The organism is Fundidesulfovibrio putealis DSM 16056, assembly GCF_000429325.1.
Classification (GTDB): domain Bacteria; phylum Desulfobacterota; class Desulfovibrionia; order Desulfovibrionales; family Desulfovibrionaceae; genus Fundidesulfovibrio; species Fundidesulfovibrio putealis.
Genome location: NZ_AUBQ01000015.1, coordinates 15,520 through 33,400 on the forward strand (window position 1 = coordinate 15,520; position 17,881 = coordinate 33,400).

At 66.7% G+C, this 17,881-nt stretch carries 13 protein-coding genes; 6 read left to right on the forward strand and 7 right to left on the reverse strand.

All coding sequences use genetic code 11. The annotated features are described in order from the left end of the window. Positions 1–18: 18 nt before the first annotated feature. The 6 genes from G453_RS0112610 to G453_RS0112635 all read right to left on the reverse strand — a co-directional run bounded on the left by G453_RS0112610 (position 19) and on the right by G453_RS0112635 (position 7,876). Positions 19–576: a FumA C-terminus/TtdB family hydratase beta subunit gene (locus G453_RS0112610; RefSeq protein ID WP_027191364.1), complete on the reverse strand. Its 558-nt coding sequence runs from the start codon at positions 574–576 to the stop codon at positions 19–21. Further along, positions 576–1,412 carry a fumarate hydratase gene (locus G453_RS0112615; protein ID WP_027191365.1) on the reverse strand — a complete coding sequence of 279 codons (837 nt, stop codon included), beginning with the start codon at positions 1,410–1,412 and terminating at the stop codon, positions 576–578. Before G453_RS0112615 ends, G453_RS0112610 begins: the two co-directional genes overlap by 1 nt. Before the next feature lie 104 nt (positions 1,413–1,516). Then, entirely contained in the window at positions 1,517–2,947 is a 1,431-nt protein-coding gene (locus G453_RS0112620; RefSeq protein ID WP_027191366.1) for an anion permease, read from the reverse strand. 347 nt (positions 2,948–3,294) lie between these two features. After that, complete coding sequence (locus G453_RS0112625) at positions 3,295–4,404, reverse strand: CocE/NonD family hydrolase (protein ID WP_043645683.1); 1,110 nt, start codon at positions 4,402–4,404, stop codon at positions 3,295–3,297. Positions 4,405–4,724: 320 nt separating this feature from the next. Further along, positions 4,725–6,137, reverse strand: coding sequence for a sigma-54-dependent transcriptional regulator (locus tag G453_RS0112630; RefSeq protein ID WP_027191368.1), 1,413 nt, complete (start codon positions 6,135–6,137; stop codon positions 4,725–4,727). Next, positions 6,134–7,876: a transporter substrate-binding domain-containing protein gene (locus G453_RS0112635; protein WP_084502299.1), complete on the reverse strand. Its 1,743-nt coding sequence runs from the start codon at positions 7,874–7,876 to the stop codon at positions 6,134–6,136. Before G453_RS0112635 ends, G453_RS0112630 begins: the two co-directional genes overlap by 4 nt. A gap of 349 nt (positions 7,877–8,225) precedes the next feature. Here G453_RS0112635 and G453_RS0112640 point away from each other — a divergent pair, with 349 nt between their 5' ends. The 4 genes from G453_RS0112640 (at position 8,226) to G453_RS26355 (ending at position 13,805) form a co-directional block, all read left to right on the forward strand. Further along, on the forward strand, positions 8,226–9,047 hold the full coding sequence (locus tag G453_RS0112640; RefSeq protein WP_027191370.1) for an alpha/beta fold hydrolase: 822 nt from the start codon (positions 8,226–8,228) through the stop codon (positions 9,045–9,047). Positions 9,048–9,180: 133 nt separating this feature from the next. After that, positions 9,181–9,426 carry a type II toxin-antitoxin system Phd/YefM family antitoxin gene (locus G453_RS0112645; RefSeq protein WP_027191371.1) on the forward strand — a complete coding sequence of 82 codons (246 nt, stop codon included), beginning with the start codon at positions 9,181–9,183 and terminating at the stop codon, positions 9,424–9,426. Between the two features lie 206 nt (positions 9,427–9,632). After that, positions 9,633–10,733, forward strand: a complete 1,101-nt coding sequence (ychF, locus tag G453_RS0112650) for a redox-regulated ATPase YchF (protein WP_027191372.1) — start codon at positions 9,633–9,635, stop codon at positions 10,731–10,733. Positions 10,734–10,787: 54 nt separating this feature from the next. Then, positions 10,788–13,805, forward strand: coding sequence for an EAL domain-containing protein (locus G453_RS26355; protein WP_084502300.1), 3,018 nt, complete (start codon positions 10,788–10,790; stop codon positions 13,803–13,805). Between the two features lie 181 nt (positions 13,806–13,986). Here the strand turns inward: G453_RS26355 and G453_RS0112660 are convergent, their stop codons facing one another. Continuing rightward, positions 13,987–14,676, reverse strand: coding sequence for a precorrin-8X methylmutase (locus G453_RS0112660; protein WP_084502301.1), 690 nt, complete (start codon positions 14,674–14,676; stop codon positions 13,987–13,989). A gap of 139 nt (positions 14,677–14,815) precedes the next feature. Between G453_RS0112660 and G453_RS0112665 the strand changes: the two genes are divergently transcribed. Together G453_RS0112665 and G453_RS26360 are read left to right on the forward strand one after the other, a co-directional pair. Further along, positions 14,816–16,042 carry an HDOD domain-containing protein gene (locus G453_RS0112665; protein ID WP_027191374.1) on the forward strand — a complete coding sequence of 409 codons (1,227 nt, stop codon included), beginning with the start codon at positions 14,816–14,818 and terminating at the stop codon, positions 16,040–16,042. Positions 16,043–16,045: 3 nt separating this feature from the next. Next, complete coding sequence (locus G453_RS26360) at positions 16,046–17,650, forward strand: ATP-binding protein (protein WP_051272383.1); 1,605 nt, start codon at positions 16,046–16,048, stop codon at positions 17,648–17,650. The last annotated feature ends 231 nt before the right edge of the window (positions 17,651–17,881 follow it).

A 17,881-nucleotide genomic window follows, 5' to 3' on the forward strand; every position in this document is an offset into this window, starting at 1 on the left:
GCGGGGGAAAAATCCGGCTCAGCCGGAGAGGGCGGCCTCCAGGTTTGGGGCCACGTGCATGTCCGCGCCGTGGCAGTCCTGGAGCACCACCAGGGGGAATTCGGCCACGTCCAGGGCGTAGACGGCCTCCGGCCCCAGCTCCGGATAGGCCGCGAGGCGCACCTGCCTGATGCATAAGGACAAAAGCGCTCCGGCCCCGCCTGTGGCTCCCAGGTAGACGCCGCCGTGCTCCATAAGGGCCGCGCGCATCAGCGGCAAGCGCCTGCCCTTGCCGATGGAGGCCCGCACGCCGAGCTGGTGCAGGCGCGGGGCGTAGGGGTCCATGCGGCTGGCGGAGCTTGGCCCGGCAGCGCCGATGGGGCGGTGCTGGGTCATGGGGCTTGGCCCCACGTAGTAGATCACCGCGCCCTCCAGGGGGAAGGGCTCGGGCAGCCCGGCGTCCAGGTCGTCAAGCAGGCGCTGGTGGGCTTCCTCGCGCGCGGTGTAGAGCGTGCCGGTGAGATAGAGCACGTCTCCGGCGCGAAGCCCTGCCGCATCTTCTGCGGAGAGGGGCGTGGACAGCGCGCGGGTGCGGATCACAGGACGACCTCCACGCGCCGGGCGCAGTGGCACTGGATGTACACGGCCAGGGGCAGGGCGTCGCGGTGGCAGGGCGCGGCCAGCACCTTGACCCCCAGGCAGGTGGTATTTCCGCCAAGGCCCAGCGGGCCGGTGCCCAGGCGGTTCACGGCTTCGCACAGCGTCTCTTCCAGCTGGGCCATGGCCGGGTCGGGGTGGATGTTGTCGATGGGGCGCAGCAGGGCTTTCTTGGCGTTCAGCGCGGCCAGCTCGAAGCTGCCGCCAATGCCAAGCCCCAGGCTGACAGGCGCGCAGACCCCGTGGCAGACCTCGGCCACGCAGCGCACCGCGAAATCGCGTACGGCGTCCAGGTCGCTGTGCGGGGCAAGCATGGCCACGCGCGAGGCGTTGTCGGCGCTTGCACCCTCGGCGGTCATGACGATGCGCAGCGTGTCGCCGGGGACGATGTCGAAGTGGATCACCGCCGGGGAGTTGTCGCCCCGGTTGATGCGCGTGAAGGGGTCGCAGGTGGATTTTCGCAGGAACCCTTCGCGGTAGCCTTTGACCATGCCTTCATTGATGGCCTGGCGAAGGCCCATGCCGTCCACGCGCACGTCCTCGCCCATCTCCACGAAGAACACGGCCATGCCGCAGTCCTGGCACAGGGGCAGGCCCAGCTCGGCGGACAGGGCGGCGTTGTCCAGCAGCTGGCGGAAGGCTTCGCGCCCCATGGGCGTCTCTTGCGCCTGGGCGCGCAGGAAGGCGCGATGGACGTCCGGGGGCAGGCGGCGGTTGGCGGCGACGCACATGGCTGCGACCTGGTCGACCACGGCCCGGGCGGGGATTTTCCGCATGAGTGCTCCTGCATGTATTGGCCTGGGCGGCCGGGGCCGCCCAGACGTGCGGCCTTTGCTCCGGAGTCACTCCGAAGCAAAGGCTGGCGAAGCGAACGGGTCGGCTACACTCTGGCGAGGTTCCAGGGGAAGCCGACCAGGAGGAACACTCCGAGATACACGATGCCGAAGACCAGGCCCAGCAGCCAGAACTCTTTGCCCTTAACGTAGCCTGATCCGTAATAGATGGGCGAGGGGCCCGTGCCGTAGGGGGTGATGACCCCCATGATGCCGAGCGTGGAGCACAGCAGCATGGACACCAGGGGCATGTTGATGCCCGGCACGGCCATGGCTGCGGCCAGCATCACCGGCAGCATGGCGGCCACGTGGGCGGTGACGCTTGCGAACATGTAATGGCTCGCGAAGAACACCACCACCAGCCCGATCATGGCCGCCGTGGGCGAGAGGCCCTGGAGCGAGCCGGAGATGGACTTGGCGAACCAGTCCAGGAAGCCGGTCCTGGAGAGGCCGCCAGCCAGGGTGACCAGGGTGGCGAACCAGGCCAGCACGTTCCAGGCCTGTTTGTTGCTCACGATGTCGTCCCAGGTGACCACGTTGAACAGGCACATGAGGCAGATGGCCGCGATGGCCACGGTGGTGCCGTTGATCTCCTTGCCGAGGAGTATCCAGCAGGCCAGGGCTCCGGCGGCCAGGAGCCCCATGATGATCTCGCGCGCGGAGATGGAGCCCAGCTTGGCAAGCTCCCCGGCAGCCCAGATGGGCGCGTCGTCGGAGGATTTCTTCGTGGGCGGGTAGATCACGTAGGCCAGGAGCGGGGTGATCGCGAAGAGGATGATGCCCACGGGCAGGAAGCTCATGAACCAGTCGTTCCAGGAGAGGGTCACCTTGGCGGTCTTCTCCACCAGGGACTGGGCCAGCAGGTTGGGGGCGAGCGCGGTGAGGAACATGGAGGAGGTCACGCAGGTGGTGGCCAGGGCGGTCCACATCAGGTAGCCGCCCAGTCCGCGCGGGTTGTCCTCGGGGGTCGAGCCGTAGAGCGGCGGGATGTTCTTGATGATGGGGAAGATGGTGCCGCCGCTGCGGGCCGTGTTGGAGGGCATGAACGGAGCCAGGATCAGGTCGGCCAGGGCCACGGCGTACCCGAGGCCCAGGGCGCGCCTGCCCATGAGCTTGATGAGGGTCAGCGCGATGCGCTTGCCCAGGCCCGTTTTCTCATACCCCAGGGCGAACATGAAGGCCGCGAAGATGAGCCAGACCGTGCCGTCGGAGAAGCCGGACAAGGCCCACTTGATCGACTCTGCGGGGGTGCCCGCCTTGCCGGGTGCGGCGGGGATCAGGTTGAGCACGGCCACGAGGGAGACTCCCAGGAGCCCGGCCAGGGCGGGGGCGATGGGCTCGAGGACCAGGGCGGCGACAACGGCCACGAAGATCGCGAAATAGGTCCAGGCGCCGGAGGACAGCCCTGCCGGAGCGGGCAGAAGCCAAAGGGTCAATCCTGCGATCACCGGGATCAGGGCTTTCACGTTCAGTTTCATCGTTGCTCCTCTCATGGTGTTCTGGTCATGGTGTTCTGGCCGCCCGGCTATGCCGCGCATGTCTTGCCGCCGGGCGTGGGCAGGACACGATACGCCGATGTGCCGCCCTTCGTGGCGCGGCGGGACGCTCACGATGAATAGGCAAGGTTGATGCCAGCCCTGTTTGTCGAGAATATACAGTGAGATAGAGCGCTTGTGCGGCGGGGTGTCGGCAAAGGAGGATAACCTGGATTATGGCAAATGTTGGCAGGGCAACATAATGCAGCATTTCCAGTGTATTACGTGCAATTCCTGAAGGAATGGCCATAACCTGGGCTATGAGGGTTCGCCCTGGTCTGGGGGGCGGCTTATTGCGCCGTGTCGTCGATCATGAAGGCTGCGCAGCCGGTATTGTTGAATTTTTCGCAGTTCTCCAGGGCCTTTCGGGCGGCCTCCTCTGCGGTGCGCTTGCCCGAAGCCCAGCCGTAGCCGCCCTTGCTCCCCATGAAGAAGGACTTGTGGGGCGGGGACTCCAGGTAGTTTTCGAAGTCCGTCCTGCCTTTTTCGGACAGTTTGCGGGGAGCGGGGACCTTGGGCCGCTCCACAGCCATGGGCGCGGCGCGTTGCCTCAGGCCGCAGGTTGCCAGGAATGCGTCCACATAGGGCGTCCATTGGGGGATGCCCAGGCGGGAGAAGAGAGTATGCCCATCCTCTCCAAAGGCGGGTGCCATGACGAATTGGGCCTTGCCTCCGGCGGAGGTGTAGGCGGCGTACAGCTCGCGTGCGAGCCCAGGCCCGAAGAAGCGGTCGTTCTCGCTGTAGACGAAGAGCGCCGGGACGCGCGCGGTGCGGCCATACTGGGCGAAGGCGCTCACCAGGTTGGATGGCTTGATCACCACGTCGGGCGCCTTGGAGCCTTTGCCCCCCGCGAAGTTGATGACGGCCACCACGCCCTGAGGCGGGTCCGAGGCCAGGGCCAGGGTGGCAAGGCCGCCTGCGGATTGCCCCACGCAGATGATCGTGTCCGGGTCCACGTAGGGCATGGTCTTCATGAAACGGATGGCCTCGCGGATGTCCTCGGCGGCCTTGCGGCCTGATGCGGCGTAGTCCGGGTCGTCGCCGGGGCCGACGCCTTCCACGAAGCCCCCGGCGGAGGAGCCGTAGCCCCGGCGCATGAAAACCAGCACGACAAAACCCCTGCGGGCAAACTCCTCAGCCTCCCGCAGCCTGGAGATGGCGTTCATGCCCGGCCGGTCCTTGGGGTCCCGGGGGGTGCCGTGGCTTATCACCACCAGGGGATGGCGCGAGGCGTCGCCGGGGCGGACCACCACGGCCTCCAGGAGGGTGGGGGGGCCGCCCTGGCTGAACCTGGCCGGGAGGGACATCTCCTCCACCAGCAGCGCGGCCCAGGCGGAGCGTGCGCCGCCTGGGGCCAGGCCGCCCAGCAGAAGCAGGCAGGCCAACAAAGCGGCCAGCATGTTTGGGATCCCGGCTGCGCTGCGCGGTCCTGATCCTGGAGCCAGCCGATGCAAACCCGATGGGAGCGGAACGTGACATGGGAATCGTGCGGGCATCTCATACTCCTGGCCCATGTCCGGGGTGATTTGTGGGGGGACGCGGGGCATCGGCACAATACCTGTGAAAAACAAAGACATGGAAGTCAAGACGCGCACAGTCGCGCCTGACCGGATCGTCGGCGGCGTGTTGCCGCAGGGGGGCTGTCCGGGCTGCGCCGCAGGACCAATCCGCCTGCCGCGCCCGGTCAGGCGGAGGGGGGAGCCACGACGCCCCTGGATGGTCAGTCGCCTGCTGGCTGGCGCATGAGCTTCAGGCGCTTGCTGAGGGCTGGCTGGGAGATGCCCAGCAGGCGGGCGGCCAGGGTCTGGTTGCCGCCCGAGCGGTTCATGGCTTCCTCCACCAGCGCCCGCGCCGCTTCGGAGAAGCTGGGGAGGCGTTCGAACGCGGTGAAGGGGTTCATGGCCGGGGCGGGCGGGGCTGTGGCAGACTGCCCGATGGCCTTGAGGAAGGTCTCCATGGAGAGCATCCTGCCGGGGTGGACGCTCACCGCGTCGTAGACCATGGCCTTGAGCTCGCGGATGTTGCCGGGAAAGGCGTAGGCCGCCAGCCTTTGCGCCAGTTCGGGCGGAGGTGTGGGCTTTTTCTTGCCCAGGGCCTGGGCCGCCTCCTCCAGGAAGTGGTGCAGCAGGGGCTCCATGTCCTCGGTGCGCTCCCGCAGGGGCGGGATGTGCACGTGATGGGTGCGCAGGCGGTAATACAGGTCGCGCCTGAATTCCCCTTTGGCCTCCTTGGCGGCCAGGTCGCAGTGGGTGGCCACGATGACCCGCGCCTTGAGGCGCTTGGGCTGGTCGCTCCCAAGGGGGAAGTATTCGCCCTGCTGAAGCAGGCGCAACAGCTTCACCTGGGAGGCGATGGACAGGTCGCCGATTTCGTCCAGGAAAAGTGTCCCTCCGGCGGCCTCCTCCACCATGCCCTTCCTGGGCGCGTCCGCGCCGGTGAATGCGCCGCGCACGTGCCCGAACAGGGTGTCGGCGAACATGGAGTCGTCCAGGCCCGCCACGTTGACGCAGGCCATGGGGCCGGAGCGGCCCGAGAGGGCGTGCGCCGCCCTGACCACGTCCTCCTTGCCCACGCCGGACTCGCCGGTGACCAGAAGCGGCTGGGGGCTCTGGGCCACGGCCTCCACGTAGGCGAAAACGGCCCGCATCAGGCGGCTGCGGGTGATGATGCCCGCGAAGGCGCCGGGTGTGAGCGGCCCGCCGGAGGCCAATCGGCTCAGGGCCTCGCGGTTTTCGTCGCGCAGCTCCAGCATGCGTACGGCGCGCAGCACGCCGCCCACGATGCGGTCCTCCTCGTCGGTCTTCACGAAGTAGTCGTAGGCCCCGAGCTTCATGCAGCGCACAGCGCTCTCCAGCTGGTTGAGCCCGCTGACCACGATGCGCACGATCTCGGGGTGGCGCTCCCCGATGACGGCCAGCAGCTCCTCGCCGGACATGCCGGGCATGGTGAGGTCCACGATGGCGAGCTCCACGTGGCCGCGCGCCAGAATCTCCAACGCCTCCGCGCCGCTCTGGCAGGCCACGATGTTGGTGAGCCCCGCCGCTGATTCCAGCGTGAGCGAGAGCGAACGCAGCCAGGCCGGTTCGTCGTCCACGAGCAGTATGGTGAAGGACGGGTAGAGGGACGCGCTCATGGGGTCGGCTCCTGGGGGGCGGCGGGCAGGCTTACGGTGACGATGGTCCCGGCTCCGGGTTCGGACTGGAATTCCAGCGCGCCCCCCAGGTCCTTGACGATTCCGGCGGACACGGAAAGGCCCAGGCCGGTTCCGCCCATGCCGCGCTTGGTGGTGAAGAACGGGTCGGTGAGGCGGGGCAGGTTCTCCGCCGCGATGCCGGTGCCTTCGTCGGCCACGGTCAGGTACACGGAGTCCGAGGCGGAGTCGTAGCCGGTGGCCACTTCCACGGCCCGGTCCCTGCCGGGCAGGGCCTGGCAGGCGTTCAGCACCAGGTTGATCACCACCTGCTCTATGCGCTGGGAACTGCCCAGCACCGGGGGCAGGTCGCGCTCCAGCCGGACGGTGAACCGGTCGGTGGCCTTTTTGATGTTGGGCTCCACCAAGCGCAGGGCCTTGGCCACGGCGTCGCTCAGGTCCACCGGGGCGCGGTCGCCGCCTTCGTCGATGCGCCCGAAGTCCTTCAGGTCGTTGACGATGCGCTTGATGCGCTGTGCGCCCTCCTGCATCTCCTCCAGCATGGCGGGCAGCTCCTGGCGCATGCGTTCGTAGGGCAGGCCGCCCAGGGTGAAGCTGCCCTGGAGCTTTGCGTACTCGTCCAGGATGCGCATGGCGTCCGTCTGGGCTTTTTTCAGGAGCGGGATGTTCAGGAGGATGAGGCCGTTGGGGTTGTTTATTTCGTGGGCCACGCCCGTGACCAGCACGCCAAGCGCCGCCATCTTGTCGGCCTGCACCAGCTGCTGCTGGTGGCGGTGGAGCTGGTCCAGGGCCGTGGAGAGCGATCTGGTGCGTTCGGCCACCTTCATGCGCAGCGTGTGGGTCCAGAAGACCGAGCCGCCAAGCAGCAGCAGCAGCGGGATGAAGATAAGCGAAAGCGACCTGAGGGTCTCGCGCCAGTGGATGCGCTGGCCTTCCAGCACCCCCAGCCACTTCAGGCGGATTTCTTCATATTTTCCGGTCTGGTCCAGGATGGCCAGCCCTTCGCTGAAGCGCCCCAACAGCACGTCGTTGCCCTTCTTCACCGCGTAGCCGTAGCGCACGGTGGCCACGCCCTTGGCCACGGCCTCCACGTTGTCCAGATGGTTTTCCCGGATGATGTACATGCCCGGCAGCATGGCGGTCACGGCGAAGTCGCAGCGTCCGGCTGCCAGCAGGCGCAGCGCGTCGGCCGGGGTGTCGCTGAAGACGAGGTCCTGCTCGAAACCCATCTGCCTGATGGTGTCGTGCATGATGCCGCCCTTGTGCAGCGCGATCACGGAGCCGCGAAGATCTTCCAGGGACGCTACGGCAGGGGTGCCCTTGCGGGCGAACACGGCGTGGTTGACCGTGGTGTGGGGCGGGGTGAAGTCCACCTCCTGCAAGCGCTCCTCGGAGAAGGACATGCCCTGCAGGATGTCCACGCGTCCCTCGGCCAGGGCGGTGCGCATCTCGTTCCAGGCCCCCAGGCGGAACTCCACCCGCATGCCCATGACCTCGGCGATGGCGCGGGTCAGGTCCACGTTGTAGCCTGCGGGCTGGCCGTTCTTGTCCAGAAACTCGTAGGGGGGGTAGTCGCGGTCGCCGCCCACGATGACCGGGCGGCCAATCCCCGGAATGCCTTGGGTTGGAGTGGACTGGACCTGCGCGCCACACACTTGCGCCCCGCCGGCGAGGAGGGCGGCGAGGGCGAAAAGGGCGGCGAGGATGATGTGTTTGTGCATGGCGTCCCGGCTGGCCGCGCGGGAATAACGCGGCGCCTCCCCAGGAGCTATAACGGAGGGGAGCTCGCAAGCCAAGGCCGCCGGGGGCATTGCGAGGGGCGGCCCTGGCGCATCGGCCGTGTGCGGCACGGATGAACGTGCCCGGAAATGCTTCGCATTACGAAGCAATCTGGTCCGCTGCGGATGTGAGTGAACAATATCCCATGCTTTCGGCGTAGCAACCCCTGATGACAGGCTCGAGAGGCTATTTACTTTTTTCAATCATCTTGACTCAAACCTGTCAGGCGTCTACACGATGGAGTGATTCTCCGTCATTCATCCTGTATTCAATACATTCCAGGGAGTTCACATGAGCACTTTCAAAACCAAAGACGGCGTCTCAATCTATTACAAGGACTGGGGCTCGGGCCAGCCCGTGGTGTTCTCGCACGGCTGGCCGCTCAGCGCCGACGCCTGGGACGCCCAGATGGTGTTTCTGGGCGAGCGCGGCTACCGGGTCATCGCCCACGACCGGCGCGGACATGGCCGCTCCGACCAGACCTGGGACGGCAACGACATGGACACATACGCGGACGATCTGGCCGCGCTGTTCGAGACGCTGGACCTGAAGAACGCGGTCATGGTGGGGCACTCAACCGGCGGGGGCGAGGTGGCCCGCTACATCGGCCGCCACGGTACGTCTCGCGTGGCCAAGGCGGTGCTCCTGGGAGCGGTGCCTCCGCTCATGCTGAAGACCCCGGCCAATCCGGGCGGGTTGCCCATGGAAGTCTTCGACGCAATCCGCGCCGGAGTGTTGAGCGACCGCTCACAGTTCTTCATGGACCTGACCATGCCGTTCTACGGCTACAACCGTACCGGGGCCGAAGTCTCGCAGGGCGTGCGCGATTCGTTCTGGCTCCAGGGCATGCAGGCCGGTTTCAAACCCGTGCTTGACTGCATCAGGCAGTTCTCCGAGACCGACTTCACCGAGGATTTGAAGAAGTTCGACGTGCCCACCCTGTTCATCCACGGCGACGACGACCAGATCGTCCCCATCGGCGCGTCGGCCATGCTCGCCGTGAAGCTGGTGAAGAGCGCGACCCTCAAGGTCTATCCTGGCGCGCCGCACGGCCTGGCTACCACGATGCAGGACGAGTTCAACGCCGACCTGCTGGCCTTCATCAAGTCCTAGCGTGACGGCGGCTTTCCCCCGCCGGAGTGGTGAGAAGCCGCTCCGGTGGGCGGGAGGCTTTTTCACAGGTTGACAGTACTTTTTGTGATGCTTATTTTGATGTCAAATTCGCATCGTGAAAGGTGTTGCCGCCATGCAGACCATCTACGCCGACAAGACAGTGAGCGTCACCGAACTCAAACGGAACTTCAGCGCCATCCTGAACGAAGCCGGGAACGACCCGGTGGCGGTGCTGAACCACAACAAGCCGGAAGCCTACCTGCTCTCTGCCGAGCACTACGCGCGGCTGCTGGAACGGCTGGAGGACCTGGAGGACGCCCGGTTGGTCCGGGAACGCTCAGGTGGGCCTTTCGTGGAAGTGGACATTGATGAGCTTTAGGCTGCTCTCTCACGCCCCTCGCATTTGTCCTGCCCGCGTCACTACTCACTTCCACCTCACCCACGGTCGACCGCGTTCATGGCTGGACTCCTGCGTCAAGCCAGGGTAAGAGCCATCGGCTTCACCCCGCTTCGCAGCCGCACAACGGCGGCACAGAGCACGGAACGCTTCCCCGCATCGCGGGAGATCAATCATAAGGTACTGAAATGGCACTGAGCATCGGCATCGTCGGCCTCCCCAACGTCGGAAAATCCACGCTGTTCAACGCCCTGACCAGGGCTCAGAACGCGCAGGCCGCCAACTATCCCTTCTGCACCATCGAGCCCAACAAGGCCATCGTGGCCGTGCCGGACGAGCGCATGAACGCCCTGGCCCGGCTGGCCAACCCGCAGAAGGTGATCGGGGCCACGGTGGAGTTCACCGACATTGCCGGGCTGGTCAAGGGCGCGAGCAAGGGCGAGGGCCTTGGCAACAAGTTCCTGGCCAACATCCGCGAGACCCAGGCCATCCTGCACGTGGTGCGCTGCTTCAAGGACGACGACGTGGTGCACGTGCACGGCAACGTGGACCCCGTGGGCGACATCGAGGTCATCGAGACCGAGCTTATCCTGGCCGACGCCCAGGTGCTGGAGAACCGCATGGACCGTCTGCGCAAGCAGGCCAAGGCGGGCAAGGAGCACCAGGCCAAGCTGGCCGCAGCCGAGAAGCTCCTGGCCCACCTGATGGAAGGCCGCCCCGCCTCCGCCCTGGAGGGCGCGAAGGAGGGAGCCATGGCTGAGCTGTTCGACGAGCTCGGCCCCATCACCGCAAAGCCCATCATCTACTGCGCCAACGTGGACGAGGCGGGCCTTGGCGAGGACAGCCCCGAGGTGCAGGCCGTGCGCGCCCACGCCGCCAGGACCGGCGCGCCCGTGGTCAAGGTGTCGGCCAAGATGGAAGAGGAGATGGCCACGCTCTCCGACGAGGAACGCGCCGAATTCCTTGAATCTTACGGCGTCGAGAGCTCCGGGCTTGACCAGGTGATACGCACGGGATACGCCGTTTTGGGGCTCATCAGCTATTTCACCGTCGGACCCAAGGAAGTGCGGGCTTGGACGATAGAGCAGGGTTGGAAAGCGCCCAAAGCGGCTTCCGTCATCCATACCGATTTCGAGCGGGGCTTCATCCGCGCCGAGGTCATATCCTTTCAGGATTACACCGCCCACTCCACCGAGGCTGCCTGCCGCGCGGCTGGCGTGCTGCGCCAGGAAGGCAAGGAGTACGTGGTCAAGGACGGCGACGTGGTCCACTTCCTGTTCAACGTCTAGTGCGGCGCTACGCACACGGCGGCTTCCGGTCCGGGACGGATTCCGGGCTTGCTTATGAATAAATCCCTTGGGAAACCGGCCTGTACGGCGGCGTCCTGGCCCTGGGAGGAAGCCTGCTGCGGCGTGATGGCTTCGGCCCTGGGCGACGGTCTGGCCGTTCTGGACCATTCCTTCGGGCTCATCACCTGCAACGAGGCCTTCAAGGCGTTGATGGGGCGCGAGAGCGTCGCATCCGGCGACCACGTCCCGGACATGTTTCCGGCCTCCTGCCGCGACGAGCTCAGGCGGGTTCTGGCGGCCGCGCGCGACGGCGAACCCTGCCGGGCCGAGCTTGGCCTGGACGAGGGCCTGCTCCAGGCGGACGAGCCCCAGGGGTTGCGCGCCCTGGCCTCGGTCACGCCGCTGCCCTGCAACCCCGGACGGCCCGCCGCCATCGGGCTTCTGCTGGTTGACGTTTCCGCCCTCATCGAGGCCCGCGAGGCCCGCAACCGCGAGACCCTGCGCGCCCTGCGCGAGTCCGAGCGCACCGGCTGGACGCTCCTGAACGCCACCCTCGATTCCGCCTTCCTGTTCGACCGCGACGGGGTCATTCACGCCGCCAACGAGCACGCGGCCCGCAAGCTCGGCGTTTCCGAGGCCAAGGCCATGGTCGGCCGACGCATGAGCGAGTACTTCCCGCCCCACGTGTTCGAGAGACGCCTGGCCAACCTGCGCCGGGTGTTCGACACGGGCAAGCCGCTGCGCGTGGAGGACGAACGCGCGGACATCATCTTCGACAACAACCTGTTCCCGGTGTTCGACGAGCACGGGAACGTCTCCAAGGTGGCGGTTTTCGGCCACGACATCACCAAACGCCGCCAGAGCGAGGTGCAGCTGCGCAAACGCGCCTTCCAGCAGGGCGTGGTGGCGGAGCTGGGCATCTTCGCGCTCTCCAACCTCAGCCTGCGCGACATCCTGGACAAAACCTGCCGTCTGGCGGCCATGCTCTTCGAGGCAGATTTCTGCGAGGTGCTGGAAGTCGTCCCAGGACAGGATGACCTGCTGCTGACCGCCGGAGTGGGCTGGAACGCCTCCCAGCTGGGCACGCTCCGCGTCTCCCTGAGCGGCACCCTGGCCGGGCTCGCCCTGTCATCCAACGCCCCGGCGGTGGTGGAGGACGTCTGCACCGACACCCGCCTGAGCGAGATCCAGACTTTTCTCGACCACAGGATCGCCAGCGGCATGAGCGTGGTCATCCACGGGACCAGCTCGGCGTTCGGCGTGCTCGGCGTCCACTCCGTCAGGAAGCGCCGCTTCTCCGGGGACGAGGTCAACACCTTGCAGTCCGTGGCCAACGTGCTCTCCGAAGCCGTGGCGCGCTTTCAGGCCGAGAAGACGCTCCAGGCGCTCAGCGAGCGCAACACCGCCATACTGGGATCGGTGGCGCAGGGCATCTTCGGGGTGGACGAAGCGGGGCTCATCACCTTCGCCAACCCGGCGGTGGAGAAGCTCACGGGGTTTTCCGGCACGGAGCTTTCCGGGGCCAACGCGCACTGGCTGCTGCACCACACCCGTCCCGACGGGAGCGTCTACACCGAGGAGGCCTGCCCCATCACGCACACCCTGGCGGACGGGCAGCTGCGCCACGTGGAGGAGGACGTCTACTGGCGAAAGGACGGCACGAGCTTCCCCGTGGACTACTCCTGCACGCCGCTTTTCTCCCAGGACCGGCTGGAGGGAGCGGTGGTGGTGTTCGAGGACGTCACCGAGCGCAAGCGCGCCCAGGAACGCCTGCGCCGCCTGGCCTTCTTCGACGAGCTGACCGGGCTTCCCAACCGCAGCCAGTTCAAGCTGCGCCTGGAGTCGGCGCTGGACAGGTCCCGGCCCGGCGCCGGGTTCGCGGTGCTGTTTCTGGACCTGGACGACTTCAAGGTTGTCAACGACGGGCTGGGGCATTCCCTGGGCGACCGGCTGCTGCGCTCCATCAGCCAGCGGCTGCGCTCCGCCATCGGGCCGCGCGGGCTGCTGGCGCGCCTTGGCGGAGACGAATTCGCCGTGCTCCTGGAAGACATGCAGGACCCCAAAGAGGCCATGGCCATGGCCGGGCGCATCCACAAGGAGCTGGCCAGCCCCGAACGCCTGGAGGACTACGAGATCTTCATCTCCGCCAGCGTGGGGCTGGTGCTGAACGAGGGGCATTACCAGAACATCGAGGACATCCTGCGCGACGCGGACACGGCCATGTTCCAGGCCAAGACCCTGGGCAAGGGCGAGAACATGGTGTTCGACAAGGCCATGCACGACGAGGTCCGCTCCCGGCTGATGCTGGAGAACGACCTGCGCCGCGCCCTGGAGCGCGACGAGCTGTTCCTGGTGTACCAGCCCATCGTGAACCTCTCCGACCTGCGCCCCTCCGGGTTCGAGGCCCTGCTGCGCTGGCAGCATCCCGAGCGCGGGCTGGTGAGCCCCATGGAGTTCATCCCCGTGGCCGAGGCCACCGGGCTCATCCTGCGCATCGGGGAGTGGGTGCTGGCCCAGGCTTGTGCCCGGCTGGCGTCCTGGCGCAGGTCGATCCCCGGCATGGACGGCCTGTCCATGAGCGTCAACCTTTCAGGCCGCCAGTTCATGCAGCGCGACCTGCTGGGCCGCATCAGCCGCATCCTGGAGGATACGGGCCTGCCCCCCAGCGTGGTGAAGCTGGAAATCACAGAGAGCGTGCTCATGGAAAACGCCGAGCGCGCAGCGGAAATGCTCGGGGAGATCAAGAACCTGGGCCTCTCGGTGATGATCGACGATTTCGGCACAGGGTATTCCTCCCTGGCCTACCTGCGCCGCTTCCCGGTGGACGCCCTGAAGGTGGACCGGGCCTTCGTGCGCAACCTGGACACCGACCGCGACAACCTGCACATCGTCAAGGCCGTGGTCCAGCTGGCCCACAGCCTGGAGATGGCGGTGGTGGCCGAAGGCATCGAGACCGTGAAGGAACTGGCGGTCTTAAGGAGCCTGCGTTGCGGCATGGGGCAGGGCTATCATTTCGCCCGGCCCCTGTCGGCAGGGGCCGCCCAGGAGTACCTGCGCCAGGCCCTGGCCTGATTTTCGCGCTCTTGTTGTCGCGCGACCCCTAACAGCCCGTTGTAAAAGTCGATTCTTGCAGCCTGTTCAAAAAACTCGCTGGGAAGGCGCAAGAAAAAGTCAAGGCCGAAGCGTATTTGGCATACGCGAGGGTTTGACTTATTCGCAGCAACGCAGCCAGCGAGGATTTTTCAACAGGCTGCTAGGCCGTTCCCCTAAGAGCAAGCTCGGCCAGGGCGTTCAGGCAGGCCGCCGCCAGGGGAGAGCCCCCCTTCCTGCCGCTGATGCCGATGAAGGCCGCGTCCGTGCGCGTAAACAAGAGCGCCTTGGATTCCGCCGCGTTCACGAATCCCACCGGCATGCCCACCACCAGTTCCGGGGCCACGACGCCCTGGTCCATGAGCTCCATCAGGCGCAAGAGCGCTGTGGGGGCGTTGCCCACGGCGTAGATCACCGGGCCGGAGATGCTCGCGGCCTTTTCCACGGCCACCCTGGCCCGCGTGGTGCCCAGCTTCTTGGCCTCGGAGATCACGTCGGGATCGTTCATGTGGCAGACCGTGGTGCAGCCAAGCGGGGTCAGACGGCGCATGGGGATGCCCATCTGGCACATGCGCGTGTCCGTGACGATCACCGCGCCCGAGCGCAGCGCGGCCACGCCCGCCTGCACGGCCCCGGGCGAGAAGCGCAGCAGGTTCAAGAGCTCGAAGTCCGCGCTGGTGTGCACCAGCCTGCGCGCCACTTCCCACTCCTCGCCCAGGAAGGGGCGCGGTTCGGGAACCTCGGAGTCTATTATCGCGAAGCTTTTGCGTTCTATGCCCACCGGGTCGGCGGGGCCGGAAATGGTCACTGAGCTGCCGGGCTGGCCGGGTTTGCTCTGATTGTTTTCATGCATGGACGTGCTTGTACCACCGGTCCCCTTTCGCGCCAAGCTCCGGTGCGCTTGACAAAGCGAGGTGAATGATTTTGATGGGCGGCGGTGTTCATCTCGCCTTTGGCGGGCTGAATTGTTCAAGAAGTACCGGGAGACGTGGATGAAAGTTGGCGAACTCAGGCCCGGGATGCTGCTGGCCCAGGCGGTGCGCGACGTGAACGGTCGGCTGCTCATGGGCGAAGGCACCTGCCTGACCGAGCGGTTCCTGGGGGTCCTCAAGGCCTGGGGCATCGCCGAAGTGGCCGTGCAGGGCGAGAAGACGTGCTCCCTGGCCGACGCCGGGGACGGCCTGCCCGAGAGCCTTGCGGCCAGGGCGCAGGAAATCTGCGCGGTCAGGCTGTCGCGATGCGACCTCGCCAACCCCGTGGTGCAAGACGTCTTCCATCTCGCCGTCGCCAGGGTCGGCCACCTGCTGGAAAAGGGCGCGCCCCTGGTTCCCCCCACGCTCGCAAAGCCCGGCGACGAGGGCTCGGACCTAGCCCCCCTGGACATGGAGCAACTGGCCACCGAAGACCTCCCCATGGACGCCATGCCCGAGGTGTTGGCCCGGCTGGCCCAGATAATGGAAAACCCTTCGGCCTCCCCGGCGGAGGCGGCGGACATCATCCAGTGCGATCCGGGGCTTGCCGCCAAGCTCCTCAAGATGGTCAACAGCCCTCTCTACGGCTTTCCCCAACGCATCGACACCATCTCGCGCGCCGTGACCATCATCGGCGTGCAGCAGCTTTCCGCGCTGGCCCTGGGCGTCACGGTGATGGGCGTGTTCAGGAGCATCCCCAAAAACCTGTTGGACACCCGGCAGTTCTGGCTGCACAGCCTGGCCTGCGCCTGCGGCGCGCGCGCCCTGGCCTCGGCTCTGGGGCTGCCCAACACCGAGCGCTACTTCGTGGGCGGCCTGCTGCACGACGTGGGGCAGTTGTTCTTCTTTCTGCATGTGCCCGAACGGGCGCGGCTGGTGCTCGCGCAGGTGCGCGCGACCGGTGAGAGCCTCCAGTCCGCCGAGCGTCGCTGCCTGGGTGCGGACCACGGCCAGGCGGGCGGCACGCTCCTGGCCGCATGGCAGCTCCCCGCGAGCCTGGTGCAGGCCGCCGCCTGCCATCACGATCCGCTCGCGGCTCCCGCGCCCCAGGACGCGACCATCGTGCATGTGGCGGATTTCATCGCCGAAGCGCTCCATTTCGGCTCCAACGGCCAGTCCGTGCTTGCCCCCCTGAACACGGCGGCCCTGGGCATGCTGCATGTCCCGCCCGGAGTTGCGGCACAGGTTGCGGCGCGCATCGAGGAACAGCTGGGGCAGCTCGAATCCATCTTCCTGGGCGGAAGCTGAACCATGAGCGCACACGACAGCCTCTTCACCGAGCAGGGCGATCCCACCCCGGCCTCCAGGCTGAACCACCTGGAAGAGACCACCCGGCTGGCCCTGGCCGCGCTGGATCAGGCTGCCGCGCTCTCTGACTTCTCCCTGAGCCTCGCCCGCCTGGAAGGGCCGGACCCGCTCCTGGACCTCTGCCTGGAGCGTCTGGCCGGCTTGCTGCCGTTCACCACCCTGGGGGTCATGCTGGTGGACGAGGCCGATTCATCCTTCTTCATGGCCCGCTGCTCGCCGCCGTCCGCCCTGCCCGGTTTGCAGGCCTTCGTGGACCAGAGTATCGAGGACGGGCTGTTCGCCTTCGCCCTGCGCGAGAAGCGCGCCGTGCTCGCCCCTGTCGCGCCCCCGGCAGCGGGAGGCCTCCCGCGTTCCCGGCATCTGCTGCACGTGGTCACCACCGCCTCACGCACGCGCGGCATGTTCGTGGCCGAAATGGACGCCGACGCCCCGAATCTCAGCGAGGTGACCCTCTCCATCCTCTCCATCATCCTGAACAACACCGCACAGGCCCTGGAAAGCCTGTTCCTGCACCAGCGCATCCAGGCCATGAACAGCTCCCTGAAAAGCGAGGTCGCCTGTCTGACCAGCTCCGCCTCCGAACTCAAGGCCGACCGCGACAGCCAGGTCCGGCTCATCAGCGAAAAGAGCTCCGAACTGCACGAGGCCATGGGACGCCTGGAGGAGGAGGTCAAGGAACGCAAAAAGGCCGAGGCGCTCCTGGCCGCGCTCAACCAGCGCCTGGAGGCCAAGGTGGAGCTGCGCACCAGCGCGCTCTTCCGCAAGATCGCCGAGATGGAGGCCGCCAACAAACAGCTCAAGCAGCTGGAGCGCCTCAAGTCCTCGTTCCTGTCCTCCGTGTCGCACGAGTTGCGCACGCCGCTCACGTCCATCCTGGGCTTCGCCAAGCTCATCGCCAAGGATTTCGAGCGCTTCTTCCAGCCCGGCTCCGGCTCGCCCCTGGCGTCCAAGGCCGAGCGGCTGCTGCGAAACCTGGACATCGTGGAGAAGGAATCCGAACGCCTTACCCGCCTCATAAATGACGTTTTGGATCTCACCCGCATCGAGTCCGGCAAGATGCCCTGGCGCAACGAGCCCCTGAGCGTCTTTGACGTGGTGGCCGACGCGCTGATGGCCGTGGGCGGGCGGCGCGAGAACCGCCCCAACGTGGACGTGCGCCTGGAACTGCCCGCCTCGCTCCCCACGGCGCAGGGCGACCGCGACCGCGTGCTGCAAGTGCTCATCAATCTGCTGGACAACGCCCTCAAGTTCACCATGGAAGGCTCCGTGACCGTACGCGCCAGCGTTGACCCCGACGCCATGATGCTCATCTGCGTGGAAGACACCGGCCCCGGCATCTCGCCCGAGGAAACCGAGAAGATCTTCGACAAGTTCCATCAGCACGACCGCAGGGACACCCTCAAGGACAAGCCCGAAGGCACCGGTCTGGGCCTGGCCATCTGCAAGCACATCATCGACCATCACGGCGGGCGCATCTGGATGGAACACGCCCCACGCGGCGGCAGCGTCTTCTGCCTGACCCTGCCGCTGGCGACCGGCGAGGAGTAGGGGAGAGGCAGGGGCGCTGCCCCTGCACCCCGGCGGGCTCCGCCCTGCACCCGCAAGGGCTCTGCCCTTGACCCGGCAGGGGAGAAGCCTCCCCTGCACCCGGCTATTCGCTTCGCGGGATATGCCGGGAGCTGCGCCGGTATGCGAGAAGGGCAGGGCTCTTTTGCTGTAACTGCTTAAAAATGCTTTTAATTTGGTAGCGGAACAGATAGTGTTCCTCCGCGTCTCGCC

Coding starts and splice junctions, on each gene's coding strand:
- G453_RS0112620 (WP_027191366.1), bottom strand. CDS start 2,947: ATGAAACTGAACGTGAAAGCCCTGATCCCGGTGATCGCAGGATTGACC.
- ychF (WP_027191372.1), top strand. CDS start 9,633: ATGGCACTGAGCATCGGCATCGTCGGCCTCCCCAACGTCGGAAAATCC.
- G453_RS0112625 (WP_043645683.1), bottom strand. CDS start 4,404: ATGCTGGCCGCTTTGTTGGCCTGCCTGCTTCTGCTGGGCGGCCTGGCC.
- G453_RS0112645 (WP_027191371.1), top strand. CDS start 9,181: ATGCAGACCATCTACGCCGACAAGACAGTGAGCGTCACCGAACTCAAA.
- G453_RS0112635 (WP_084502299.1), bottom strand. CDS start 7,876: ATGCACAAACACATCATCCTCGCCGCCCTTTTCGCCCTCGCCGCCCTC.
- G453_RS26360 (WP_051272383.1), top strand. CDS start 16,046: ATGAGCGCACACGACAGCCTCTTCACCGAGCAGGGCGATCCCACCCCG.
- G453_RS0112665 (WP_027191374.1), top strand. CDS start 14,816: ATGAAAGTTGGCGAACTCAGGCCCGGGATGCTGCTGGCCCAGGCGGTG.
- G453_RS0112640 (WP_027191370.1), top strand. CDS start 8,226: ATGAGCACTTTCAAAACCAAAGACGGCGTCTCAATCTATTACAAGGAC.
- G453_RS0112630 (WP_027191368.1), bottom strand. CDS start 6,137: ATGAGCGCGTCCCTCTACCCGTCCTTCACCATACTGCTCGTGGACGAC.
- G453_RS0112615 (WP_027191365.1), bottom strand. CDS start 1,412: ATGCGGAAAATCCCCGCCCGGGCCGTGGTCGACCAGGTCGCAGCCATG.
- G453_RS0112660 (WP_084502301.1), bottom strand. CDS start 14,676: ATGCATGAAAACAATCAGAGCAAACCCGGCCAGCCCGGCAGCTCAGTG.
- G453_RS26355 (WP_084502300.1), top strand. CDS start 10,788: ATGAATAAATCCCTTGGGAAACCGGCCTGTACGGCGGCGTCCTGGCCC.